This is a genomic window from Spiroplasma endosymbiont of Colias croceus, assembly GCF_964020095.1.
Lineage (GTDB): Bacteria > Bacillota_I > Bacilli_A > Mycoplasmatales > VBWQ01 > Spiroplasma_E.
In genome coordinates, this window is sequence record NZ_OZ026536.1 from 584906 (window position 1) to 610162 (window position 25257).

Sequence of the window (25257 nt, forward strand, 5' to 3'; positions counted from 1 at the left end):
ATATAGAAATTTATCTATATTAGGTTTTTTATTAAATTAAAATTAAAGAAAGGAAAAAGATTAAAAGATATGCCTTTAAATTATATAGAAAAAGAAAAACTATTTCAAAAGGAATGAGAAAAAAGAAAAAAAGAAGCATTAAAAAATATTAACAAAAAAATACCAGATGAATATTTATTAAAAATATTTGAAACTATAATCTTAGATAATGATACAAAAGTTAACGAGGAAAATCCTCAACAATCTCAAGAATTCAAAACGTTGGAAGAAAAACCATTAGAAACTAATTATATAATAAGAAACCCTAACCCTGATGAAAATCAATTAATAGAAGAAAAAATTAGTGCAATTGATCTTTTTTCTCTTTTGTTTAACCCATTTTTATGTTTTGGAGAAATATTAATAAATACTACTGTTGTATCAAAATTCTTTATTCCTTATATAATAATTGAACATTTAAAAGTTGGTTCTATTAACATTCAAGATTTACTAAAAAACTTAAATCAATTTACTGATGAAGATTTAGAAACTTTATTATCTAGTGAAGATACTTTATGTAGTAGCGAGGCAGAACAAATTTTATTATCATTATTAAATAAGGAATAAAAATTGGTAATGTTTATTTTTGTTCTGCAATTTTTTGATGCCTGAATTGTAAAAATGAAGTTCATAATTTTATATTGTCTTGAAATCAAAAACGAAGAAAAATACTAAACTATATTTCACCAATCGAATATTTGGATAGAAAAATAATTTAGTTGCACTTACCTTTACAATCTTGCAAATAACAAAAGTTTTACCACTGCCATAATTTGCACCAAAAAGTAATATATTTGTCGAATATCTTTGCTTTTGGGAAAGGGTCACTTCTAAGTTGCAAAAAACAATGTTTTAACTTATTAAGGAGACCCTTTTTATGACCAGATATAATAAGGAACTAAAATTAAAAATAATAGAACAATATTTTGCTGGTAAATCTGCTACAACATTAAGCAAAAAAAATAAAATTAGTAGAAAGATAATTTATATTTGAATCCAAAAATGATACTTGCAAGGTGAAAAAAGTTTAGTTTCAATAAGAATTAAAATTAAAAAACAAGAGGTAAATGCTGTGAGTAGAGATTTTAAGAAAAAACCAAAGGAATCATTAAAAAATTATGAAAAACGCGTTGAAAGAGAATTATTATTGTTACAGACTAAAATTGAAATCTTGGAAAAGTCTTATCTCTACCGCAGTCAAAATTGAAAAAACCACAAGCAAAATCAAAACTCCAACGGTAATGTTTAGTAATCTGTGTAACTTACAAAAATAACTATGTTTAATTAATTCTAGTAAATATAATTAAATGACTAGAAAGAGTGAGTTACAGATGGCTAAAAAGCAAAATATTAATAATAATGATCCAATATCAAAAGCAGTAGATTTATTATTAGAAAATACTGAAGATTTAACAACAGTTTTTAAAGAGGGAGGATTGTATAAAGAATTAACAAAAAGATTAGTAGAAAAAATGTTGAATTCTGAGATGCAAAATTATTTAGGATATGAAAAGAATCAACATAGTAATAGTGACAATGCTCGTAATGGTATAAGTTCAAAAAAAATAATAACTCAACAAGGTAAAATTGAGATTGATGTACCACGAGATCGCAATAGTAATTTTAATCCTATAATAGTTGCAAAAAGACAAAGAAGATTTGATGGTTTTGATCAACAAGTTCTTTCTTTATATGCAAAAGGTATGACATTATCAGATATTAGAATGCAATTACAAGAGTTATATCATGGTGCTGATATTAGTGAAAGTGTTATTAGTCAAAAGACATATTCCGTAATTAAATTTTTTAAAAGTCAATTAATAATTTTAAAATTTATTTTATAATTTTGTTATTAACAATAAATTTAGAAAAGTGTTGATAAAAATGATTTTTGAAAATTTAAAAAAATTAAAAAATGAAGAATTTTATAGATATTTTGGTATAAAACGTTTTCATTTTAATGAAATGTTAGAAAAATTAATTGAAATAGAAAAATTAGAAAAAAATAAAGGTCGAAAAAATAAACTTTCAGTAGAAGAAAGATTAATGATGACTTTATTATACTGAAAAGAATATTATACTTTTTTTCAAATGAGTATTAAATCTAAAATGAGCCCATCAAGTTGTTTTCGAAATATTACTTGAGTAGAAAATAAACTTAGTAACCACAAAGATTACCAATTTTTAAAAGAAAGATATAAATTAAAAATTGATAAAAAACAAGAAAATTCAAATGAATTTCAATTTTATTTAATTGATTCAACTGAGATTGAAATTGAAAGACCAACTAAAAAAAACTACAGTTAGAATATTTTTCTGGTAAAAGTTGAATGTATTCTATAAAATTTCAAATTGTATATGATTTTTTTAATAAAAAAATTGTTGATATTTTTGCTGATAATGGTAAAGTGCATGATTTTCAAATATTAAAAAATTCAAATCTTGAATTTTCAGAAAAAACAATAATTATTGGTGATTTAGGATATCAAGGTATACAAAATATTTATAAAAATACAATAATACCAATTAAAAGAACTAAAAATAAAAAATTAACTAAACAAGAAAGAAAATACAATAAGATTGTATCTAAAATTAGAATTAAAGTTGAACATGTCTTTGCTTGATTGAAAAGATTCAAAATTTTAGTAAATAAATGTAGAAAATCTAAATTTAGACTTATGTACTTAAGATTTAACTTACTTTGTGAAATTTTTAATAAAATAAAACCATTAAAATAAAAAAAATATTAAAAATATTTTTTTAAAATTTAAATTTTTATCGAGTTAATATAAAAATATTATTAACAATTTTTTGTTTAAAATGTAAACTCATTTTTTAAACTATTTTTTCAAAAAATATTTATTTCTATATTCAATAACACTAAATAGTTTTAAAACAATTTTATTGACAATTAATTAAATTTAATTACGGAATATGTCCAAATTACTGATGATGTTATTGATGACGTCAAAGCATGGCAAAATCGACCATTAGAAAGTGTCTATCCGATTGTTTATTTTGATTGTATAGTAGTTAAAGTACGACAAGATAAACGGATTATTAATAAATCAGTTTATATAGCTTTAGGAGTTGATTTAGAAGGTAAAAAAGATGTTTTAGGTTTATGAATTAGTGAAAATGAAGGTGCTAAATTTTGATTAGCCAATTTCACAGAAATGAAAAATCGTGGCTTAAATGATATTCTTATTGCCTGTAGTGATAATTTAACAGGCATGTCAGAAGCAATACAATCAGTTTATCTTAAAACAGAACATCAATTATGCATCGTTCATCAAATTAGAAATAGTTTGAAATATGTCTCATATAAGCATAGAAAATCTCTAGTTGCAGATTTAAAACCAATTTATACTGCATGTAGTGAAGAACAAGCAATGCAAGCTTTAGAATCATTTGAAAATAAATGAACTAAACAATATCCACAAATTGCTAAATCTTGATATAAAAATTGAGATAATTTAATGGTTTTTATTAGTTATCCTGCAGAAATAAAAAAGGTAATTTATACCACAAATGCTATTGAATCTGTTAATAGTCAATTACGAAAAGTCATCAGAAATAAAAATTTTTTTCCTAACGATATGTCAGTTTTTAAAATATTTTATTTAGCAATTGACAATATAACAAAAAAATGAACAATGCCCATTCAAAATTAAAATACAGCAATTGCTCATTTTATGATAAAATTTAAAGACAGAATTAATCTGAATTAGTAACTTTGTAAAACAAAGAAACACAGATTATTAAAAAGCCTCTTACTTATTTTTTCTTGTGCTGGTTTAGCGCCTAATCTTCAATTATCAGTTCTTTCTGCTCATACCATTCAACATTGTTGATGTTCTAAAAATTCAGGAATAACATAAAAATCATCACTATTTGGTGTTGAATAAATTTTTTGTGCCATTAATAGTAGCTTTCCTTTCTTACTTAGTAGCTACTGAATAATTCCCTTATTTTATTGATGATTCCTTTTTTATTATACTAATAATTTTATTTTTTTAAATAGTGTTTTATAGTAATTATTAAATAATTACTATAAAAAAATTTTAAATTTAAAAAATTAAAATGAGATTATAAATCTCATTTTAATTCTTTTTATTCATTTGAAGAATTATTATTTTTGATATTTTTTAATATTTCTTGAATGTTTTTAACTCTAGTGTTGGTATTATCATATTTAAAGCTTAATTCTGGAACTTTATATTTATTACTTGTTTTGGCAAGTGCGCTTCGACAAAAACCTTTCGCTTTTTCTAAAGCATTACTAATGGTTTTAATATCTAAATTATCTAAGTAAACTGTTCAATAAATGGTAGCATAACTGTTATCTTTTGTTATTTTTACATTAGTAATAGTGATATCTTTGAAAAGAATATTTTTTGATTCTTTTTTTAATATATTAGTAATTTCTTTTTTTAAGAAACTTTCTTGTTGTTCAAATTTAATGATAGACATCCTATTTTGTCTCCACTTCTTCTACTAAATATGATTCAATAATATCATTTTCTTTTAAGTCATTAAAATTTTTAATAGTAATACCGCATTGAGTTTCTTTTTTAGCAATTTTTAAATCATTTTTTTCATGTTTTAAACCACTGATTTCACCGTTATAAATAACAACATCATCACGAATGATATGAACTTTGCTATTACGTTGAATGAAACCATTAATGACAACACAACCAGCAATTCTTCCTACTTTTGAAAAATGAAAAGTTTTAATAACTCGTGCTTGACCAAGAATTTTATCTTCATAAGTTGGTTCTAATAAACCTTTAGCAGCCAATTCTAATTCTTCAGTTATTTTATAAATGATATTATGTAATCTAATTTCAACACCGGCATTGTTAGCAGCTTCACGAATAACATGATTGGGACGAACATTGAAACCATAAATAATACTTCCTGAAGTTTGAGCAAGTTTAATATCTGATTCACTAATACCACCAAGAGTTGCTCTAATAAACTTAACAGTAATATCATTAACATTAATTTTATTTACTGCTTGAACGATTGCTTGCACTGAACCTTGAGTATCTGCTCGTAAAATAACATTAATTTGTTTTAATTCACCTGTAGCAACATCTTGTATTAAATTACCTAAACTAATTTGTCGATTATTTCTAATTTTATTTGTTTCTTCTGTTTGTCGTACTAGTGCTACTTTTCTTGCTAATTTATCATCATTAAAAACAATAAAAGATTCACCAGGAGTAGGGGCTGTTTCAAATCCTAAAACTTGAACAGGCATTGAAGGTCCAGCTTTAGTAATTATTTTACCAGTATCATTAATAAGGCGTTTAATTTTTCCTTTAACTCTACCCGCAACTACAATATCAGTAACTTTTAGTGTTCCACCTTGTATTAATAAAGTACAAATTGAACCAACATTTTTATCATGATGAGATTCGATAACAGTTCCATTAGCAAAACGATTTGGATTAGCATTTAGTTCTTTTAATTCAGCAATTACTAATATGGCTTCTAATAATTCATCAATTCCTTGATTTTTTAAAGCACTACCATAAACAAAAATAGTATCGCCACCTCATTCTTCACTAGTTAAATCACAATTAGCTAGTTCATTCATAATGCGATCAGTATTAACATTTGGTTTATCCATTTTATTAACAAAAACAATAATTGAAACACCAGCTACTTTTGCATGGTCAATTGCTTCACGAGTTTGTGGCATCACACCATCATCACCAGCAACTACTAGAACAACAATATCAGTAATTTTAGAACCACGTGAACGCATTTCAGTAAATGCTTCATGACCTGGGGTATCAATAAAAGTAATTAATTTATTATTAGTTTTAATTTGATAAGCACCAATATGTTGAGTAATACCACCGTGTTCTTGATTAGTAACTTTAGAATTACGGATAGTATCTAATAGTGTTGTTTTTCCATGATCAACATGACCCATAATTGTAACAACAGGTGGTCGAGTTACTAAATTTTTTTTATCATCTTCGAGATTAATATTTTCTAATAAGTTTTCATATGTTACCACTTTAGCTTTTTCAAAATCAATATTTCATTCCAAACAAAGTTCAAGCATTAATTCTTGAGTTAATATTTGATTTTGATTAAATAGTTTGCCTTGTTTCATGAAGTATTTAATAATGTCAGTTACTGGATGATGCAATGCTTTAGCAAATTCTGAAATAGTTAAAGGTTCGTTATATAAAAATACTCCTTTTTCATTAATTTGAGATGTTTTTTGTTTTAGTTGTTGATTAATATTTTGTGTTTGTTGAGATATTCGTTTTTTTGCCATTTGCATCCCGCCTTTCGCTTGGGAAAATTAATCTCAATTTTTTTTAATTTCATTAATTAGTTGTTCATAAAATTCATTTGGAATTTTTGTTTTTAATGCTCTTTCTAATGCCTTATTTTTAATAAGCAAAGGTATTAATTCAAGTTTAGGTTGGATGTAGGCACCTCGACCATTTTGTTTGCCAGTTTTATCAATGAATAATTGTCCTTGTTTATTAATAACAATTCTAATTAATTCACGTTTAGGTAAAATAGTATTTGTAACTATACATTTACGCATTGGTATTTTTTTACGTTGAATTAAAGGTATTTTATTCATAACGACCTACTTTATTGTTTATTGATTTTTATTTTTTCATTGTGTTTTTTTTAATAATTCAGATATAAACTTTTCATATTCACTTTCTTTAATATTACCATTTCAAGTAAATTTAATATTATTTTCATTTGCTTGTTCTAATGAAGTAATATTAATATTTCAGTGAGTTACACCGGCAACTAATTTAGCAGCCATACCATTTTTACCAATAGCTAATGATAATTGTTCAGTAGGAACAATAATATTTGCTTGTTTTTCTTCTTCATTAATATCAATTGAAATAACTTTAGCTGGTGTTAAAGCGTTAATTATATATTCTTTTATATTAGGATTTCAGGCAATAATGTCAATTTTTTCGCCACTTAATTCTTGCGTAATTAATTTTGTTCTTTCGCCTTTTGGACCAATACATGCACCAATACCATCAATGCTTGGATCATGACTAACAATTGCAACCTTAGCTCTAATTCCAGGAATACGAGCAATATCTTTAACTTCGATTACACCTTGTGCTATTTCAGGAACTTCTAATTCTAGTAAACAACGTAAAAAATTAACGTGAGTTCTTGATGCTAAAATTTGACCATAGTTTTTATTTTTAATAATATCTTCAACATAAAATTTGATGTAAGTATTATTAGCGATTGGTTTATTTTTTGGTAAGATCTCACTAGGGATTTGATTTTGTTTTGGTAAGAAAGCATAGGCTCTACCAATTTTAATTAACATATAAGTTTCTTCAACGCTTTCAATAGTACCAATTAATATGTGATCTTTTTTATCAATAAATTCATCATAAATTGATGTTTTTTCTGCTTCACGAATTGATTGTTTCACTACTTGAATAGCTTTAAAAATTGATAAACGAGAGAATTGATCACTAGGAATTATTTGCGTATATGTATAACCAATTGTTAAGCCGGGATTCTTTGTTTTAATAGTTGAAAGTGCAATTTCTAATTCAGGATCTTCAACTTTTGGAACAACAATTAAATCCTTTAAAATTTTAATAGTACCTTTATTTTGATCAATTTCAATTCTGATATTTGTACTATCATCACGATGACTTTGATATTCATATGCTTTTTTTAGTCCTTCTTTTAAAGCTTCAATGATATCTTCTTTTGCTATTTGTTTTTCTTCAGCAATTTCATTTATGGCATTTAAAATGATTTGACTAATTTCTTTGTCCACTTTTTCTCCTCCTTGTTTTTTATAAACATTGTTGTTTATTATTTAATAGTATTTGAAATAGATTTATTTCAAAATGAAAATATACTTAAATAAAAAAATAAAATATATTACACTAGAAATAATAAAGACAGCTGGTAGCTGTCTTGCTATAATTCTAATTCATTGTTTATTATACAATATTATTAATTTGAAAACAATAGAAATTTATTAAATGATAGAGTTTTATTATCGTAGATTACACTTCTTGCAAAACCTATCTATTAAAAATTTAATTTTTAATAGATAGGTTTTGCAAGAAGTGTAATGTAAAAAGACCTGAAAATTTTTCAGGTCTTTTTACATTATATTACTCAATAATCTTGGAAGTACTGTAGAGTATATATAAAAAATAATAAGAATGTTCAGTTAATGAACAATTTAATCATAACATTTTTGAAATTATTTTCTTAAAAAAAGCAAAATAACACTTAATAATGAAAAATATTATAAAAAGAGCACCAAATAAAAAAGAATGTATAATTAACAGCAGAAAATAGTTTATATTTTTCAGAAAAATTATCTAAGGGGGAAAAACAATATGAGAAACATGAAAACATTACTACGACTAATGGGTGCTGCTGCTTTAACAACAGTTGCAGCAAGTTCGGTTGTTGCATGTGGAACTCAAACAAAAGCGCCAGCATTGAATGGCAAATATGCAACATTACTAGGATGATATAGTAATGAAAATACAAGCTTAATTAATCAAGAATTAAAAAAGGATGATACTGCTGGTAAAGAAAGTTATTCAATTTCTGTTCCTGCTGCTGATAATACAAAAATTACAGCAACTAAATTTAACGAAAAATTATTAAAAGCAGGTACTGGTGCTGATTCTGATAAATTTCAAGCAGTAAGTGATGATGCTGCAGCCTTTTTAAAGGATTTAGGATTTACACCTGATAGCAAGAAGTTTTATTCAGCTGATGATGTTAAAAAGATTACTGCTTTATCTGCAAAAGTTGAAAGTACTGAAGCAGGTAAAATTGAAGCTGCTGGTACAACTGATTTTAAAGTTGAAGCTGGTACTTATCAAATTAATATTATGGATAAGGCAACTGGAGATGATGCCAAATCTATAAAAAAATATACTATTAATAGTCTTAAGAAAGATGCATTAGGTGTTCCTGCTGCAGTATATACGCTTGTAGAATTAGCAAAATTGGATTTAACTAAAGCTAACGGATTTGAACAAGGCAAAGATGTACTTAAGTCTTTACCTTGAAAAGCTGCTAATTCTAAAGAAAAAAATCTATATAATTCTTTAGTTAATTTATTTAGCAAAGATAAAGTATCATTAGTTTGAACTTCTGATGATCAAGGTCAAACAGTGGTACCTAAGTATACAGATCAAAAAGTATACTTAACCGTAAAATTTGGAGAAGTAAAAGTTACAAATACTCTAGATTTTGGAACTCCACAAGCTTAAATATATTTTAAAAGATTGCAATTGCAATCTTTTTTAATTTATATTCTTTTTTTGAACATCTAGAATAAAGTAGACACAGAATTGTAACCTTTGTGTTAAAAATACTTTAAGGAAGGTGTTAATTTTTTTTATGGCTAAATGACTATCAAAAGAAGAAAAGTTAAAAATAATAAAAATAAGTAAAATTAAAACGATTGATAAAACTGCATTAGAATATGGTATTGGCCGATCATCAATAAAAGAATGAATTAAAGCATACAAATTATTAGGTGAAGAAGGTTTAGAATATGGCAATGGAATTCGTGCTAAAAAAACCAAAAGAACAGGTCGAACCAAATCTTTAAATTTTAATGAAATGACAAAACAAGAATTAATTCAATAGACTTCTTGCAAAACCTATCTATTAAAAATTTAATTTTTAAAATAAAATTAAAAATAAAAAAGATAGGTAATCTATGATGTTTGATAAATTAAAAACTATTAACAATCCAGAATTATTAAGATTAACTGGTATAAATGATATTATTTTTAATAAAATTCTAGAAATTTTAAAGACAGAAGAAGTAAAAAAGTTTAAAAATGGTGGTACACCTAATAAATTATCATTAGAAAATCGTTTATTAATGACTTTAGAATATTGAAGAGAGTATCGAACTTATTTTCATATTGCTAAAAGTTATGGAATTAGTGAAAGTAGTTGCTATAGGAATATCAAGTGAATAGAAAATACTTTAATAAAACATCCTGATTTTCAACAACTTGATGGGCAAAAATCACTGTTAAATAATAATTTTAAAGATAAAACAGTTATCATTGATGTGACTGAAAGTACTATTCAACGCCCAAAAAAAGTCAAAAACAATATTATTCAGGAAAAAAGAAAAAACATACAATAAAAACTCAAGTCATAATTGAAAAAGATAGTAAAAAAATTATAAGTTCTTATTTTTCTTATGGTAAAAATCATGATTTTAAAATTTTAAAAAATTCAAAAACGAAATTTTTATCAGAAACAACTATTTTAGTAGATTTAGGATATCAAGGTATACAAAACATACATAAAAATGTCTTATTACCTAAACGAAAATCAAAGAAAAACCCTTTAACTAAAGAAGAAAAGAAAAATAATAAGGCTATTTCAAAAATGAGAGTTGTTATTGAACATGTTTTTGCGATTCTTAAAAAATTTAAAATTATTAGTGAAAAATATCGAAATAGAAGCAAAAAATTTGCATTAAGATTTAATTTAATAGCTTCAATTTATAATTTACAATTATTAATTTAAATATATTTGATAATTTAATATTTTATTTTTTTATTTGAAATAATAATTTTTGTTGTATTTTAATGACAAAAAATAAAACATATTTTGAACAATAATTTTTAAAAAATATTAAAAGTGTTATTAAAATAAATTTTTAAACTTAAAAAATGTGATTAATATCATAGTTTTGCAAGAAGTCTAATATATTGAGGTAATGAACGATATAAAAAAGTATTTAGAAAAATCGACAAAAAAGAAGAAATATTTTCTGATTTTCTCCTTGAAGAAAAAATATCAGATTAGTTATTTATGTTGATTTTTAAAGGTTTCAAAATCAGGATATTACAAATGAATTAAAAACGGAATGAATGAATTTAATAAATGAGATAAATTTTTAGCTAATATAATTAAAAATATTTTTTATAAATTTAAAGAAATTTATGGTTATAAAATGATAACTTTATTAATTAACAAAATTTATAATTTAAAATTAAAATTTCATGTTGTATATAGATATATGAGAAATATGGGTTTAAAAGCTAAGGTTCGCATAAAGACATTTGATTATAAAACTAAATCAGGAAGTTTAAGATATGATAATTTATTAAATCGTGATTTTTCAACTACTGATTTAAATCAAAAATTAGGTACTGATATAACTTATTTATTGACTAATGGTAAAACATATTATTTATCAATTGTTAAAGATTTTCATAATAATGAAATATTAGATTATAAAATAAGCGCAAGTTTAGATATGACATTTGTTGTCCAAAACATTATTCAAGCTTGAGTTAATGCTCAAAAACCTACTTCATGAATTTTACAATCAGACCAAGGATTTCATTATACAAATCCTTCTTATAAAACCTTATGTGACGAATTAAAAATAAAAATTTCGATGTCTAGAAGAGGTAATTCTTGTGATAATGGTGCTACTGAATCTTGATTTGGAACAATGAAAACAGAATTTCTATATCAAATTCTAAGAAAAAACAGAACTATTGAATGAATAAAAGAAAATTTACCCAAATATATTTACTTTTATAATAACGATAGACCTCAAACAAAATTAAAAGGAATGAGTCCAATCGAATATCGATTAGCTCATTCCAAATCAACAAATAATTACTTCATATCTACAAATTTAACACTTACAAACACTATTTTATAAAATTTAATAAAAGGTTACTTTAATTGTCCACTTTTCTTGACAAATTTAAAAATTACTACCTTATCTGCAAAAGTTACAAGTACTGAAGCAGGTAAAACTGAAGAAAATAATACAGGAACTGATTTTAAAGTTCTTGCTGGTACTTGTCAAATTGATATTATAAGCAAAGATGATGATAGTGTAGTAAAATCTTATACTATTAATACTGCTAAAAATGATGGATTAAACATTTCAAATATAGTTATTACTGAACTTATTAGTGATAAAAATGGTTTAAAATTAACTGCTGCTCAAGGATTTAAACAAGGTGAGTCTGTTGATGATTTTAAATTAGTAATAAAATCAGAAAGTAAACAAAAACAATTTGATTCTCTAGTTCAACTATTAAATACAAATGTTAGTACCCAGTTTCATGCTAGCGTTGCTGATGGTCCATTAGTAACAGGAAATTTTAGAAATTTAAAAGTTTATTTAGCAATATATTTTGGTGATGTTCATCTTTTACCTAGAATAGACTGTGGTATACCATCAACTGTTTAAATCATTAAATATTTTAAAAAATATAATGACAGTTGTTGTTAATTATCATATTTTTTTGTTACTATTAATATAAATCAAAATTATTAATAATTAGACATTTGAAATTAATAGTAATTAAAGTGATAACATTTATAAGTTAAAAAACTAAACTTTAAGTGAGGACACAATTGTATATTTCAATTTTATTAAGTGATATTATTAATTATAAAAATTAAAGAAGGAGAAAAAAATGTTAAAAGCAGGAAGTATATTAATATTTATTGTTTTTATTTTAGAATCAATATTTATAATTCCTTTATTATGAACAATACCCGGTTTTATTTTATACAAAAAAGTAAGTAAAGGTGAAGCGACTACTGATCAAAAAATTGCTTTAGCAATATTAGGAATTATCTTTGGTGCTGCATTAGGTATTATTGGTGGTATTTTTATATTAGTTGATTTAAACAATGATGAAAATAAAATCCAAAGATATTAATAAAAAACATCATTAATTAATGATGTTTTTTATTTTTTTAAATAGTTTTCCATTGGTTTTAATAAAAATTATTATATAATTTTTATAGTTTGATTTAAAAACAACTTAAAATTATTAACTAGGAGGAAAACAAATATGGAAGTTATTATTTTAGAAGCCACAAATCTGATGAATGAAATAATTTTACGTTATAAAAATGAAATTAACAAAATTCGCACCGGAAGAGCTAATCCTAATATCTTAGAAGGAATTAATGTTAGATGTTATGGTGGTGTTGATAGTTTAAGTAATATTGCCCAAGTTAAAGTAGCAGAAGCACATCAATTATTAATTAAACCATATGATCGTAGTTTAATTAAAGACATTACAGAAGCTGTTACAAAAGCTGATTTGAAATTACAAATTAAAAGCGAAGCAGAGAATATACGTTTAATTTTCCCACAATTAACAGAAGACGTTCGTAAAACTTTAGTTAAAGATTTGAGTAAAAAAACTGAAGAATATAAAGTTAAAATCCGTAATTGTCGACGTGATGCTGTTCAAAATCTGAAAAAAATAAAATTACCAGAAGATCAAGAAAAGCATGCAGAAACTACAATTCAAGATTTAACTGATAGTAAAATTAAAGAACTTGTATTAATAGAAAACAATAAAAAAGCCGATTTAATGAAAATTTAGCAATAAAGCAATAAATAGTTAGGGGTTAAATATTGTGAAAAAAAAGATAATAAATAAAGAAAATATAAAATCTAAAGTTTCTTTTTTTGCAAAACTTAGTAATTTTTTTAGAACCTATCGAAATCGTATTCTTACAAGCTTTATGTTAATTGCTTGTGGTGTATTATGAATGTTTATTGGGGCAGTTTATTTAGAACCAATTTTTGGTAATAAACCACAGTGATCAGCCTATACATTTATGATAATTAATACTTTAATTTTTATTGGTTGTTTATGAGAAATTATTAATTTAAAAAAAGAATCAAATTGATCAATTGTACTTAAAATTTCTATAATTTTAACAGGAGTCATACTTTTATGAGTTCCGCTTGGTAAAGAAACTTTTGGTCCATATATTTATAATCATTATTGATTTGAAACTTGAATGACTTTATTAATTTTATTATTTTTCATTTGTATTTTTATTTTAATTGCTTGACGAAGTAAAAATTTTCAATTAAGTGATGTTATTTTTAATTTTACTTGAATTATTTATTTAGTGTTTGTTGTTAAAGCTGTTAATTTTTTAATGTTATCAGAAATTAAACTTTCAAAACTAGGATGACCAACATTATTGTTTTTATTCATTATTGTTATGTCTAATGATGTTGGTGCTTTTATTGGTGGTATAATTTATGGTAAAACAAAAATGGCAGCAAGTGTATCACCAAATAAAACTTGAGAAGGTGCTATTACTGGTTTAATAACAGCAATTATTTTAAGTATGATAACAGTAACTGTTTTTTTAGAAACAAGTAATTATAATCCCTTACCTTTTTTAGAAGTTAATAGTAAAGCACCAATCTATATTGCTTATTTTGCTACTAGTTTTATTCTTTCAATTGCTAGTCAAATGGGTGATTTATTATTTTCTTATTTGAAACGTAATTATCATGTTAAGGATTTTTCAAATATTCTACCTGGACATGGAGGATTATTAGATCGTTTAGATTCATTTTCAACAGTAGTTATTTTTGGTTTTCTAATTACTCTAGCAGCTATTGCTTAATATATAAAATTTAAGGATGAAGTTATGTATATATTTTTAGCCATTTTAATTGGTTTATTTACAATATTATTTTTAATTACCTTGCATGAATTTGCTCATTTTGTAATTGCTAAATTATCAGGAGCATATGTATATGAATTTGCTATTGGTATGGGACCAAAACTTTTGCAGTGAGGTAAAAAAGAAACACGTTATACTTTAAGACTATTACCATTGGGTGGTTATGTTTCTATTGCTTCAGAAATTGCTGATGCTCCTAAAGGACGAGAAGATGAAGTAATTGATAGTAAACGAATGATGGAAAACTTGCAACGTGGTAAAAAAGCAGCTTTCATTAGTGCAGGTGCACTAATGAATTTATTATTAGCTTTTATTTTATTAATGATTGGATATGGAATTTATCCACATAAATATGATCCTAACTTGCCACCAACCTATGCAACAACAGGACCATTATATGAAGCTGTTCAAAAATATAATAAAGATAATCCAAGTTTACCAATTTTAGATACTGATGCTATTACTAGTATTTATAATACTGGTGATATTGAATCTAAACAATCAATTAAATCATATTATGATTTACAAACATGATTAAGTAAATATAATAAAAAGACTACTAATGGTACAGTTATTGCTGATTACAAAATTACTTTTGATAATAAAGACGATAAAACTGTTACTTTTAAACCTGTAGAACAAAAAGGGGTGCTATTCATTGGTGTTAGTCAAGGTAGTTATTATTTAAATGCAGGGCAAGTTATTAGTAATGGTATCATTGATACTTTTAAAGATAGTTACAGTCTTTTACAAGCATTAGGACAATTAGTTACTTTTCATTGACAAAATTTATCAGGACCTGTTGGTATTGTTAAATCAACTAATAGTTTTTTAAATCCTGATTTATCATCAACACAAGCAGCAAGTACATATTTTCGTTGAGCAGCATTATTATCATCTAATTTATTTTTATTAAATATGTTATCAATTCCGCCATTGGATGGTTATAAATTTGTTGAAAATGCAGTTGAAGCCGTAACAAGAAAAAAATTAAATGAAAAATATAAAATTATTGTCAGTATTGCTGGAGCTATATTATTTTTAGTTATCTTTATTGCTATTACTATTAAAGATATATTTTTTTAATCTTTACTTTATAATAAACTCCTATTATAAATAGGATAATAAATTTGAATGAAAAAGTTTTGACCAATTTTCTTAATTATTTATATTTTAAAAAAATAAAATAGTAACTATTTTAAGTGAACAATATTGTTCACTTTTTATTTTGAAATAAAATCTATAAGTATAAAAACTAAAATTTATATCGATTATTTGCTCCTAAGAGAATTATTTTTTCTTCAACAAATTTCTGAATAGCTATCATTGCATTTTCTATTAAGGTATTAATATTAGATAAATTAGAATTAGTTTGCAAACTTTTTTTTAGACTTTCAACATAAATCTTTCTTAAATCACTGCTAATATTAACTTTAGTAATACCAGCTTTAATTACTAGAGCTAATTGTTCATTATTAATAGTAACATTATCATGTAATACTAAAAAAATTTCAGGCATTTTAATAGCAATTTCTTTAATTAGAGAAATTTTTAAATCTTGTCTATTATCTTGATGATGACTATTGATAGCAGTAAATACAAGACCATTAATATTAGTTTTATTTCTAAATAATATTGCTTGTTCAATTAAATTAATATCATTAGTAATATCTCCTTTTGTATTATTGTAAAAAATCTCTGATTCAACAACAATACCCAAAGGAGCAGCAAAATGAACAATATCTTTAGTTTTTTCAATATTTTCTTTAATTGGATAGTTGCTGTAATTTAACATAACTGAACTAAAATCAGATGTAATTTTAGTTTTAATAAAGTGTGGATCAAGACAGTGGTCTAGTTGTAAAAAAATTGGTACTTTTGCACGATTAATAACATTGTTAGGGGCGTATTTCATTAATAGTTAGATTTAATAAGAAATTAAATGAGAGTTTTATCTCTCATGTCATTTTTATAAAATATACCAATTTTTTATTAGGCCTAAAAAATAGTAATTTTTCTAAAACATATATGACTAATGTAATGAAAAATGCAATAATTGAAGTTGAAAAAATAAAAGAGAAAAAAGTAGTATTACCAAATGAAAAATTATTTATAAATATGGATGATTGTTTTATTTCTTCATTATTTAATAACAAAAAACAAAAAAATGGTATTCGTACTATTAGTGCAAATAAAGGTAAAGATTTAGATAAATCAACTAAAAGTAGAAATGTTTTAAAAGATAAAAAAATTACTTATATGAAAACTAAAAATGGTCAAAGAATTAAAAGACAAGAATTAATTGATAAAATTTATGAATTTCTTGATTTACAATATATTTATAGTAAAAGTAGTTTAATATTTATTGGTGATGGTGCACCTTGAATTAAAACTACTGCTAAAAAAGAAAATATTCCTTATGTAATTGATAGACATCATGCATTTAAAGCACTTAAAAAAGGATTTATTATTAATAGAAAAGTAGATAATAAAAAATTAACTAATGCATATGAATTATTTGTTAATGGTGAATATTATAAATTATTAGATTTTTTAAAAGAAAATAATAGACATATTCCGTAATTAAATTTTTTAAAAGTCAATTAATAATTTTAAAATTTATTTTATAATTTTGTTATTAACAATAAATTTAGAAAAGTGTTGATAAAAATGATTTTTGAAAATTTAAAAAAATTAAAAAATGAAGAATTTTATAGATATTTTGGTATAAAACGTTTTCATTTTAATGAAATGTTAGAAAAATTAATTGAAATAGAAAAATTAGAAAAAAATAAAGGTCGAAAAAATAAACTTTCAGTAGAAGAAAGATTAATGATGACTTTATTATACTGAAAAGAATATTATACTTTTTTTCAAATGATTATTAAATCTAAAATGAGCCCATCAAGTTGTTTTCGAAATATTACTTGAGTAGAAAATAAACTTAGTAACCACAAAGATTACCAATTTTTAAAAGAAAGATATAAATTAAAAATTGATAAAAAACAAGAAAATTCAAATGAATTTCAATTTTATTTAATTGATTCAACTGAGATTGAAATTGAAAGACCAACTAAAAAAAACTACAGTTAGAATATTTTTCTGGTAAAAGTTGAATGTATTCTATAAAATTTCAAATTGTATATGATTTTTTTAATAAAAAAATTGTTGATATTTTTGCTGATAATGGTAAAGTGCATGATTTTCAAATATTAAAAAATTCAAATCTTGAATTTTCAGAAAAAACAATAATTATTGGTGATTTAGGATATCAAGGTATACAAAATATTTATAAAAATACAATAATACCAATTAAAAGAACTAAAAATAAAAAATTAACTAAACAAGAAAGAAAATACAATAAGATTGTATCTAAAATTAGAATTAAAGTTGAACATGTCTTTGCTTGATTGAAAAGATTCAAAATTTTAGTAAATAAATGTAGAAAATCTAAATTTAGACTTATGTACTTAAGATTTAACTTACTTTGTGAAATTTTTAATAAAATAAAACCATTAAAATAAAAAAAATATTAAAAATATTTTTTTAAAATTTAAATTTTTATCGAGTTAATATAAAAATATTATTAACAATTTTTTGTTTAAAATGTAAACTCATTTTTTAAACTATTTTTTCAAAAAATATTTATTTCTATATTCAATAACACTAAATAGTTTTAAAACAATTTTATTGACAATTAATTAAATTTTTTAAAAGTCAATTAATAATTTTAAAATTTATTTTATAATTTTGTTATTAACAATAAATTTAGAAAAGTGTTGATAAAAATGATTTTTGAAAATTTAAAAAAATTAAAAAATGAAGAATTTTATAGATATTTTGGTATAAAACGTTTTCATTTTAATGAAATGTTAGAAAAATTAATTGAAATAGAAAAATTAGAAAAAAATAAAGGTCGAAAAAATAAACTTTCAGTAGAAGAAAGATTAATGATGACTTTATTATACTGAAAAGAATATTATACTTTTTTTCAAATGAGTATTAAATCTAAAATGAGCCCATCAAGTTGTTTTCGAAATATTACTTGAGTAGAAAATAAACTTAGTAACCACAAAGATTACCAATTTTTAAAAGAAAGATATAAATTAAAAATTGATAAAAAACAAGAAAATTCAAATGAATTTCAATTTTATTTAATTGATTCAACTGAGATTGAAATTGAAAGACCAACTAAAAAAAACTACAGTTAGAATATTTTTCTGGTAAAAGTTGAATGTATTCTATAAAATTTCAAATTGTATATGATTTTTTTAATAAAAAAATTGTTGATATTTTTGCTGATAATGGTAAAGTGCATGATTTTCAAATATTAAAAAATTCAAATCTTGAATTTTCAGAAAAAACAATAATTATTGGTGATTTAGGATATCAAGGTATACAAAATATTTATAAAAATACAATAATACCAATTAAAAGAACTAAAAATAAAAAATTAACTAAACAAGAAAGAAAATACAATAAGATTGTATCTAAAATTAGAATTAAAGTTGAACATGTCTTTGCTTGATTGAAAAGATTCAAAATTTTAGTAAATAAATGTAGAAAATCTAAATTTAGACTTATGTACTTAAGATTTAACTTACTTTGTGAAATTTTTAATAAAATAAAACCATTAAAATAAAAAAAATATTAAAAATATTTTTTTAAAATTTAAATTTTTATCGAGTTAATATAAAAATATTATTAACAATTTTTTGTTTAAAATGTAAACTCATTTTTTAAACTATTTTTTCAAAAAATATTTATTTCTATATTCAATAACACTAAATAGTTTTAAAACAATTTTATTGACAATTAATTAAATTTAATTACGGAATATGTCCTTAATAGTTTTTAATTTATCAAACATCATAGATTACCTATCTTTTTTATTTTTAATTTTATTTTAAAAATTAAATTTTTAATAGATAGGTTTTGCAAGAAGTCTAATATATAAATTCAATAATTTAAAAATATTTATTTGGGTATTTATTATATATTTGTTACAATTATTAAGCATTTATGAAAAGTATTAAGGAGTAAAAAATGACAGAAAAAAAACGCATTGTTGTTGGTATGAGTGGTGGTGTTGATTCATCAGTAACAGCAGCACTTTTACAAGCAGAAGGCCATGAAGTTATTGGTCTTTTTATGCGTAATTGAGATTCACTTTTAAATAATGATTTACAAGGTAACAATAATCAAGATATTTGTCCACAAGAACAAGATTATCTTGATGCTTTAGCTGTTTGCCAAAAATTAAATATTAAATTAGAAAGAATTGATTTTGTTAAGGAATATTGAGATAATGTTTTTACTTATTTTCTTGAAGAATTTAAAAAAAGTCGTACTCCTAATCCCGATATTCTATGTAACAAATATATTAAATTCGATGCTTTTTTAAAATATGCACAAAAAAATTTAAAAGCAGATTATATTGCAATGGGGCACTATGCACGAATTAACTACAATCCAATTACTAAACAATATCAGTTATTAAAAGGAATTGATGATAATAAAGATCAAAGTTATTTTTTATGTCAATTAACACAAAAACAATTAAAATATAGTTTATTTCCTTTAGGTAATAAAACTAAAACTGAAGTTAGGGAATTAGCAAAAAAATATAATTTACCAACAGCAACAAAAAAAGATTCTACTGGCATATGTTTTATTGGTAATCGTAATTTTCAAACATTTTTAACAAATTATTTACCAGCTAATCCTGGCAAAATTGTTGATATTAATACCAAAACTACTATTGGTAATCACAATGGTGTTTACTACTATACACTTGGTCAAAGAAAAGGTATTAATCTTTCAGGAATGAAAGTTCCATATTTTGTTGTTGAAAAAGATGTTACTAATAATATCCTTTATGTTGCTAATGATAATGAAAATAAATGACTAATGAATAGCAGTTGTACTGTTAAATCATTGAATTGAATTAATAATAGTACATTAAAAAACTCTTTAAAATGTAATGCAAAATTTCGCTATCGTCAATCTGATATTGCTGTTATTATTAATTTTATTAATAATGATGAAATTAAGGTTGAATTTTCAGAAAAGATACGCGCTATTACGCCCGGTCAAACCGCTGTTTTTTATGATGGTGATATTTGTCTTGGTGGTGGAGTTATTGACCAAATATTTCGCTAATCAATTATTAAAAAACTAATATAAATAATAAAATTTTTAATTACATATTTTTTTATAATTTTCAAGATTCAAAAATTACTATTAAACTATTTTTTTTAGTTTTTAGATACTTTTATTGCATTTTCTTTTTTACGTTTTTAAAATATAAAATAACATATTATTATAAAAGTTATAGAAAAAAACAAAAAGGAGATTTTTAATGAAAAAAATATTAACAATATTAACTATCTTAGCATTTACAATAACTATTGAAAATTGTATTAATAATTTTAACTTAAGCACAATCACATTACAAAATGATTGTTTTAAAAAAAATAATGTTCATCAAAGCAATAATGATTTTATTTTTTCTGATTTATATAAAAATAATAAAGGTGAAATATATTCAATAACTAATGATGGTATTTATAAATATAGTAATGATAAAAATACATTCATAAAAATGAAAGGCATAAATGGATTAATAATAAGTTTAAAATTTGACGCAAAAGATAATATTTATGCTTTAAAAACTAATGGCATTTATAAATGTCTAGTCAATAAAAATGAATTTAAAAAAATGAAAGTAACAACTAATACTAATAATTGGAGTAATGTTTAGTAATCTGTGTAACTTACAAAAATAACTATGTTTAATTAATTCTAGTAAATATAATTAAATGACTAGAAAGAGTGAGTTACAGATGGCTAAAAAGCAAAATATTAATAATAATGATCCAATATCAAAAGCAGTAGATTTATTATTAGAAAATACTGAAGATTTAACAACAGTTTTTAAAGAGGGAGGATTGTATAAAGAATTAACAAAAAGATTAGTAGAAAAAATGTTGAATTCTGAGATGCAAAATTATTTGGGATATGAAAAGAATCAACATAGTAATAGTGACAATGCTCGTAATGGTATAAGTTCAAAAAAAATAATAACTCAACAAGGTAAAATTGAGATTGATGTACCACGAGATCGCAATAGTAATTTTAATCCTATAATAGTTGCAAAAAGACAAAGAAGATTTGATGGTTTTGATCAACAAGTTCTTTCTTTATATGCAAAAGGTATGACATTATCAGATATTAGAATGCAATTACAAGAGTTATATCATGGTGCTGATATTAGTGAAAGTGTTATTAGTCAAATTACTGATGATGTTATTGATGATGTAAAAGCATGGCAAAATCGACCATTAGAAAGTGTCTATCCGATTGTTTATTTTGATTGCATAGTAGTGAAAGTACGACAAGATAAAAGGATTATTAATAAATCAGTTTATATAGCTTTAGGAGTTGATTTAGAAGGTAAAAAAGATGTTTTAGGTTTATGAATTAGTGAAAATGAAGGTGCTAAATTTTGATTAGCAAATTTCACAGAAATGAAAAATCGTGGCTTAAATGATATTCTTATTGCCTGCAGTGATAATTTAACAGGCATGTCAGAAGCAATACAATCAGTTTATCTTAAAACAGAACATCAATTATGCATAGTTCATCAAATTAGAAATAGTTTGAAATATGTCTCATATAAGCATAGAAAATCTCTAGTTGCAGATTTAAAACCAATTTATACTGCATGTAGTGAAGAACAAGCAATGCAGGCTTTAGAATCCTTTGAAAATAAGTGAAATAAACAATATCCTCAAATTGCTAAATCTTGATATAAAAATTGAGATAATTTAATGGTTTTTATTAGTTATCCTACAGAAATCAAAAGAGTTATTTATACAACAAATGCTATTGAATCTGTAAATAGTCAATTACGAAAAGTTATCAGAAATAAAAAAGTTTTTCCTAATGATATGGCAGTTTTTAAAATATTTTATTTAGCAATTGAAAATATAACAAAAAAATGAACAATGCCCATTCAAAATTGAAATACAGCAATTGCTCATTTTATGATAAAATTTGAAGATAGAATTAATCTAAACTAGTACTTTGTAAAACAAAGATACACAGATTACATAAAAGCCTCATAATTGGAATGGCAACACTTTTTAGGACTATTTTTTGGTAAACATTTGTTGTTAATATTTAACTGGAGTTAAGTAGTTTAAAGTGCTGTGAATTCTTATATTGTTATATCAATTGATGTAATCAAATAATTCTAATTTTAATTGGATTAATGATGTAAAATTTTTATCATTAATAAATTCGGTTTTAAAAGTTTTAAAAGTTGCTTCAGCAACAGCATTATCATAAGGACAACCTTTTTTACTTAAAGAACGGTTAATGTTGAATGCTAGTAAAAGTTTATCAATAATTTTATTGTTAAATTCATTACCGCGATCACTATGAAATATTTGAATATCTTTTAAACAGCGATTTGATTGCATAAATGCTTGATGTACTAATGATGCATCTTTTTTAACTCCAACACTATGTCCGATAATTTCGCGGTTAAATAGGTCTATTAATAGGCAAATATAGTTTCACCTACCATTAACTTGTACATAAGTTAAATCACTAACAATAACTTCATTTTTAATCCTATTCTTAAATTTTCTATTAACAAGATTAGTTATTTGACTATCGTTAACTTTGTTATTATGATTTTTGAATGATAATTTAGTATATTTTGATATTAAATTATGTTCATTCATAATTTTTTTAATTTTTCTGCGCGATAAATAAATTTCTTGGTTTTCTAGAATTTTTTTTAATCTTCTAGTACCATAAACTTCTTTATTTTCTTTAAAAGCACTAATAACAGCTTCATCATAAATATTATTTTTGATTTTATTTTCTTTTTTCTTTAAATTAAAATAATATGTTGATTTAGATATTTTTAAAAAACGACACATTGTGCGAATTTTATATTTAGCTTTATTTTTGACAATAATTTCTATTTTCTGCCTATTATTAGTGCTGCTTGCTTTAAAATATCATTTTCCATTCGTAATTGCTTTAATTCTTTTCTTAATTTAATTAATTCATTTTCTTCAAAAGAACGATTATCTTTAGTTTTAAAACTTCCTGAATTACTAAATTGCTTAATTCAATTGTAAGTAGCTGCTCTTGTAACATTATATTCTTTAGCAAGGCAAGATACTGATTTGCCACTTTGATATAAAGCTACTATTTGTTTTTTAAATTCATCGGTATATGAGTTAATATTGGCCATAATTATAGTTCCTTTCTTTTAACAAATTTGTTTACTTGTCTACGTAATTAGTGTCCAATAAATTGTAACCCATCCAGAAAATGACCCTGATTGTACTTTTTGTCGTAAAGATTTTGAAAAGAAGAAACGTAAATTAGAAATGGAAAAACAACAAAAAGAATTAGAGAAAGGGGGTGATTAATATGCCCGCTGGATTATCAGCATTATTAAATATGATTGGTGGTGTAGGACAACAATTATTAAATGCTTTTACTTATATTTTTGGTTGAGTATTTACAACTGGCGACGGTGGAACACTTACAAATTGACCGGTGTTAATTTCAATTGTATTTATGGTTCTTGTATTTATTAAGCAGTTTGTTGGTCATATTATCCATGGAACTCATTAGTAATTAGAAAGGAGTAAGCAAATGGTAAAGTTATTTTTTAGTTTGGTTTTTGTTTTACCTTTATTGGGTAGACTTTTACCAGTTGTTAATACTTTGGTACAAACTATTTATATGCAGTATTTAAGTTCTTTTGCTGGGTTACATACTGTGACACTTTTTATTAAGTCGTTCTTTTATGATAGTTTATACACTTTACCTTTGCCTATTCTTGCTTTAATAAATGTTAGTTTTGTATTTTATTTAATTTTAGGATTATTTAGATTTACAAGACATTAGGATGTGAAATTATGTTTATACCTTTTATTACAACTGTTATGCAATTATTTGCTTCAATTTTTATGAAGTTTTTTAGTTTTCCACTTGGTGATTTAGGTTTTAATTTGGGTACGTTGATGATATTTTTGATTTTGCTTAGATTTGCATTTAGGGTTATTTTACCTGAGTTGATGTTACCAACATTAGCATTAGGACGTAATGTTAAAACTATTGGTCGTTTTGCTAGTAATGTAAATAATGTTGTTGGTACAAGTATTGCCAAACATCATTTAAGAAAATTGGAACAAAAAGAAGTTAAAGAAAGAATGGAACGACGTGCTAATTACGTAAGACTTAAATATGGTGAATAGTTATGTCTAGTTTTGTTGTTAGTATATTGCATTTTATTTTTATATTTTCTAGTAATGATATTGGTATATTTTTAAATCAAACTAATATTACTGATGAAGTTTATATTTTGTTTAATTTGACTTTTTGATTGGTATTAGGTGTATTTTTTAATTTTATTTATCGTAGTATTAAATTTGTTTTTAGGTCATTGTTTGGGTAGGTGTTAAGTATGAGTGTTTTAGAAATTTACAATAAAATACATCAATGTATCGTTGATTATTGAACTATGTTTATAGGTAATCCAGTTGATGATTTTACTACTATTTTATGAAATTTAGTAGTTTATGGAACTCAGTTTTTTATTGGATTTGTTTTGTTTTATGGTTCATGGTGAATTTTAAAATGTTTATTTGGTAAATAATT

31 protein-coding genes and 2 pseudogenes are annotated in these 25257 nt (G+C 23.5%); 26 read left to right on the forward strand and 7 right to left on the reverse strand.

What is annotated here, in order from left to right; translation table 4 throughout:
- The first annotated feature begins 69 nt into the window (after positions 1–69).
- The 6 genes and pseudogenes from AACL24_RS03670 to AACL24_RS03695 form a co-directional block, all read left to right on the forward strand.
- On the forward strand, positions 70–606 hold the full coding sequence (locus AACL24_RS03670; RefSeq protein WP_339048726.1) for a hypothetical protein: 537 nt from the start codon (positions 70–72) through the stop codon (positions 604–606).
- A 310-nt stretch (positions 607–916) separates the two neighbouring features.
- On the forward strand, positions 917–1288 hold the full coding sequence (locus tag AACL24_RS03675; RefSeq protein ID WP_339048728.1) for a helix-turn-helix domain-containing protein: 372 nt from the start codon (positions 917–919) through the stop codon (positions 1286–1288).
- 82 nt (positions 1289–1370) lie between these two features.
- Positions 1371–1853: pseudogene (locus tag AACL24_RS03680) on the forward strand (transposase); the annotation flags it as partial.
- A gap of 70 nt (positions 1854–1923) precedes the next feature.
- Positions 1924–2346, forward strand: a complete 423-nt coding sequence (locus tag AACL24_RS03685) for a transposase family protein (protein ID WP_339045912.1) — start codon at positions 1924–1926, stop codon at positions 2344–2346.
- A 23-nt stretch (positions 2347–2369) separates the two neighbouring features.
- Entirely contained in the window at positions 2370–2777 is a 408-nt protein-coding gene (locus tag AACL24_RS03690; RefSeq protein WP_339045908.1) for a transposase family protein, read from the forward strand.
- 201 nt (positions 2778–2978) lie between these two features.
- Positions 2979–3713: pseudogene (locus tag AACL24_RS03695) on the forward strand (IS256 family transposase); the annotation flags it as partial.
- A 53-nt stretch (positions 3714–3766) separates the two neighbouring features.
- On the opposite strand, the gene AACL24_RS03700 reads toward AACL24_RS03695, so the two are convergent.
- From AACL24_RS03700 to nusA, 5 genes are all read right to left on the reverse strand, one after another.
- On the reverse strand, positions 3767–3961 hold the full coding sequence (locus AACL24_RS03700) for a hypothetical protein (protein WP_339048732.1): 195 nt from the start codon (positions 3959–3961) through the stop codon (positions 3767–3769).
- A 191-nt stretch (positions 3962–4152) separates the two neighbouring features.
- Positions 4153–4512: a 30S ribosome-binding factor RbfA gene (gene rbfA, locus AACL24_RS03705; protein ID WP_339048734.1), complete on the reverse strand. Its 360-nt coding sequence runs from the start codon at positions 4510–4512 to the stop codon at positions 4153–4155.
- 1 nt (position 4513) lies between these two features.
- Positions 4514–6343 carry a translation initiation factor IF-2 gene (gene infB, locus AACL24_RS03710; protein WP_339048736.1) on the reverse strand — a complete coding sequence of 610 codons (1830 nt, stop codon included), beginning with the start codon at positions 6341–6343 and terminating at the stop codon, positions 4514–4516.
- 27 nt (positions 6344–6370) lie between these two features.
- On the reverse strand, positions 6371–6661 hold the full coding sequence (gene rnpM / locus AACL24_RS03715; protein ID WP_339048738.1) for an RNase P modulator RnpM: 291 nt from the start codon (positions 6659–6661) through the stop codon (positions 6371–6373).
- Between the two features lie 18 nt (positions 6662–6679).
- Positions 6680–7855, reverse strand: a complete 1176-nt coding sequence (gene nusA / locus AACL24_RS03720) for a transcription termination factor NusA (protein ID WP_339048740.1) — start codon at positions 7853–7855, stop codon at positions 6680–6682.
- Positions 7856–8432: 577 nt separating this feature from the next.
- Here nusA and AACL24_RS03725 point away from each other — a divergent pair.
- The 9 genes from AACL24_RS03725 to AACL24_RS03765 all read left to right on the forward strand — a co-directional run bounded on the left by AACL24_RS03725 (position 8433) and on the right by AACL24_RS03765 (position 15651).
- A complete protein-coding gene (locus AACL24_RS03725; RefSeq protein WP_339048742.1) occupies positions 8433–9323 on the forward strand; it encodes a hypothetical protein in 891 nt (296 codons plus the stop codon).
- Positions 9324–9453: 130 nt separating this feature from the next.
- On the forward strand, positions 9454–9705 hold the full coding sequence (locus AACL24_RS03730; protein WP_339046729.1) for a helix-turn-helix domain-containing protein: 252 nt from the start codon (positions 9454–9456) through the stop codon (positions 9703–9705).
- A 73-nt stretch (positions 9706–9778) separates the two neighbouring features.
- A protein-coding gene (locus tag AACL24_RS03735) for an IS5 family transposase (protein ID WP_339048744.1) occupies positions 9779–10608 on the forward strand; the annotation gives its coding sequence in 2 pieces (ribosomal slippage) (positions 9779–10175 and positions 10175–10608; 831 coding nt in all).
- A gap of 193 nt (positions 10609–10801) precedes the next feature.
- On the forward strand, positions 10802–11761 hold the full coding sequence (locus AACL24_RS03740; protein WP_339048746.1) for an IS3 family transposase: 960 nt from the start codon (positions 10802–10804) through the stop codon (positions 11759–11761).
- Positions 11762–11797: 36 nt separating this feature from the next.
- The gene (locus tag AACL24_RS03745) at positions 11798–12301 is read left to right on the forward strand and encodes a hypothetical protein (RefSeq protein WP_339048748.1); all 504 of its coding nucleotides are present in this window, start codon (positions 11798–11800) and stop codon (positions 12299–12301) included.
- A gap of 229 nt (positions 12302–12530) precedes the next feature.
- Positions 12531–12779, forward strand: coding sequence for a hypothetical protein (locus tag AACL24_RS03750; protein WP_252319735.1), 249 nt, complete (start codon positions 12531–12533; stop codon positions 12777–12779).
- A gap of 135 nt (positions 12780–12914) precedes the next feature.
- The gene (locus AACL24_RS03755; RefSeq protein ID WP_252319733.1) at positions 12915–13457 is read left to right on the forward strand and encodes a ribosome-recycling factor; all 543 of its coding nucleotides are present in this window, start codon (positions 12915–12917) and stop codon (positions 13455–13457) included.
- Between the two features lie 34 nt (positions 13458–13491).
- The gene (locus AACL24_RS03760) at positions 13492–14505 is read left to right on the forward strand and encodes a phosphatidate cytidylyltransferase (protein WP_339048751.1); all 1014 of its coding nucleotides are present in this window, start codon (positions 13492–13494) and stop codon (positions 14503–14505) included.
- A 24-nt stretch (positions 14506–14529) separates the two neighbouring features.
- A complete protein-coding gene (locus AACL24_RS03765) occupies positions 14530–15651 on the forward strand; it encodes a site-2 protease family protein (protein ID WP_339048753.1) in 1122 nt (373 codons plus the stop codon).
- Positions 15652–15820: 169 nt separating this feature from the next.
- Here the strand turns inward: AACL24_RS03765 and AACL24_RS03770 are convergent, their stop codons facing one another.
- Positions 15821–16480, reverse strand: coding sequence for a class II fructose-bisphosphate aldolase (locus AACL24_RS03770; RefSeq protein WP_339048755.1), 660 nt, complete (start codon positions 16478–16480; stop codon positions 15821–15823).
- 113 nt (positions 16481–16593) lie between these two features.
- On the opposite strand from AACL24_RS03770, the gene AACL24_RS03775 reads away from it, so the two are divergent.
- The 8 genes from AACL24_RS03775 (at position 16594) to AACL24_RS03810 (ending at position 22649) form a co-directional block, all read left to right on the forward strand.
- Positions 16594–17148 (forward strand): UPF0236 family transposase-like protein, encoded by a 555-nt coding sequence (locus AACL24_RS03775; protein WP_339048757.1) that lies wholly within the window; start codon positions 16594–16596, stop codon positions 17146–17148.
- Positions 17149–17235: 87 nt separating this feature from the next.
- Positions 17236–17658: a transposase family protein gene (locus AACL24_RS03780; RefSeq protein WP_339048759.1), complete on the forward strand. Its 423-nt coding sequence runs from the start codon at positions 17236–17238 to the stop codon at positions 17656–17658.
- A gap of 23 nt (positions 17659–17681) precedes the next feature.
- Positions 17682–18089, forward strand: coding sequence for a transposase family protein (locus tag AACL24_RS03785; protein WP_339045908.1), 408 nt, complete (start codon positions 17682–17684; stop codon positions 18087–18089).
- Between the two features lie 264 nt (positions 18090–18353).
- Positions 18354–18776 (forward strand): transposase family protein, encoded by a 423-nt coding sequence (locus tag AACL24_RS03790; RefSeq protein WP_339045912.1) that lies wholly within the window; start codon positions 18354–18356, stop codon positions 18774–18776.
- A 23-nt stretch (positions 18777–18799) separates the two neighbouring features.
- Positions 18800–19207, forward strand: a complete 408-nt coding sequence (locus AACL24_RS03795; RefSeq protein ID WP_339045908.1) for a transposase family protein — start codon at positions 18800–18802, stop codon at positions 19205–19207.
- Between the two features lie 404 nt (positions 19208–19611).
- Entirely contained in the window at positions 19612–20727 is a 1116-nt protein-coding gene (gene mnmA, locus AACL24_RS03800; RefSeq protein WP_338987243.1) for a tRNA 2-thiouridine(34) synthase MnmA, read from the forward strand.
- A gap of 199 nt (positions 20728–20926) precedes the next feature.
- A complete protein-coding gene (locus AACL24_RS03805; RefSeq protein WP_339048761.1) occupies positions 20927–21328 on the forward strand; it encodes a hypothetical protein in 402 nt (133 codons plus the stop codon).
- Positions 21329–21410: 82 nt separating this feature from the next.
- Positions 21411–22649 (forward strand): IS256 family transposase, encoded by a 1239-nt coding sequence (locus AACL24_RS03810; protein ID WP_339045948.1) that lies wholly within the window; start codon positions 21411–21413, stop codon positions 22647–22649.
- A gap of 93 nt (positions 22650–22742) precedes the next feature.
- On the opposite strand, the gene AACL24_RS03815 is transcribed toward AACL24_RS03810, so the two are convergent.
- A protein-coding gene (locus tag AACL24_RS03815) for an IS3 family transposase (protein WP_422398063.1) occupies positions 22743–23839 on the reverse strand; the annotation gives its coding sequence in 2 pieces (ribosomal slippage) (positions 22743–23596 and positions 23596–23839; 1098 coding nt in all).
- Positions 23840–24012: 173 nt separating this feature from the next.
- Between AACL24_RS03815 and AACL24_RS03820 the strand changes: the two genes are divergently transcribed.
- From AACL24_RS03820 to AACL24_RS03830, 3 genes are all read left to right on the forward strand, one after another.
- A complete protein-coding gene (locus AACL24_RS03820) occupies positions 24013–24228 on the forward strand; it encodes a hypothetical protein (protein ID WP_339048765.1) in 216 nt (71 codons plus the stop codon).
- A 443-nt stretch (positions 24229–24671) separates the two neighbouring features.
- Positions 24672–24854: a hypothetical protein gene (locus AACL24_RS03825; protein ID WP_339048767.1), complete on the forward strand. Its 183-nt coding sequence runs from the start codon at positions 24672–24674 to the stop codon at positions 24852–24854.
- 209 nt (positions 24855–25063) lie between these two features.
- A complete protein-coding gene (locus tag AACL24_RS03830) occupies positions 25064–25255 on the forward strand; it encodes a hypothetical protein (protein ID WP_174479934.1) in 192 nt (63 codons plus the stop codon).
- Positions 25256–25257: the final 2 nt, after the last annotated feature.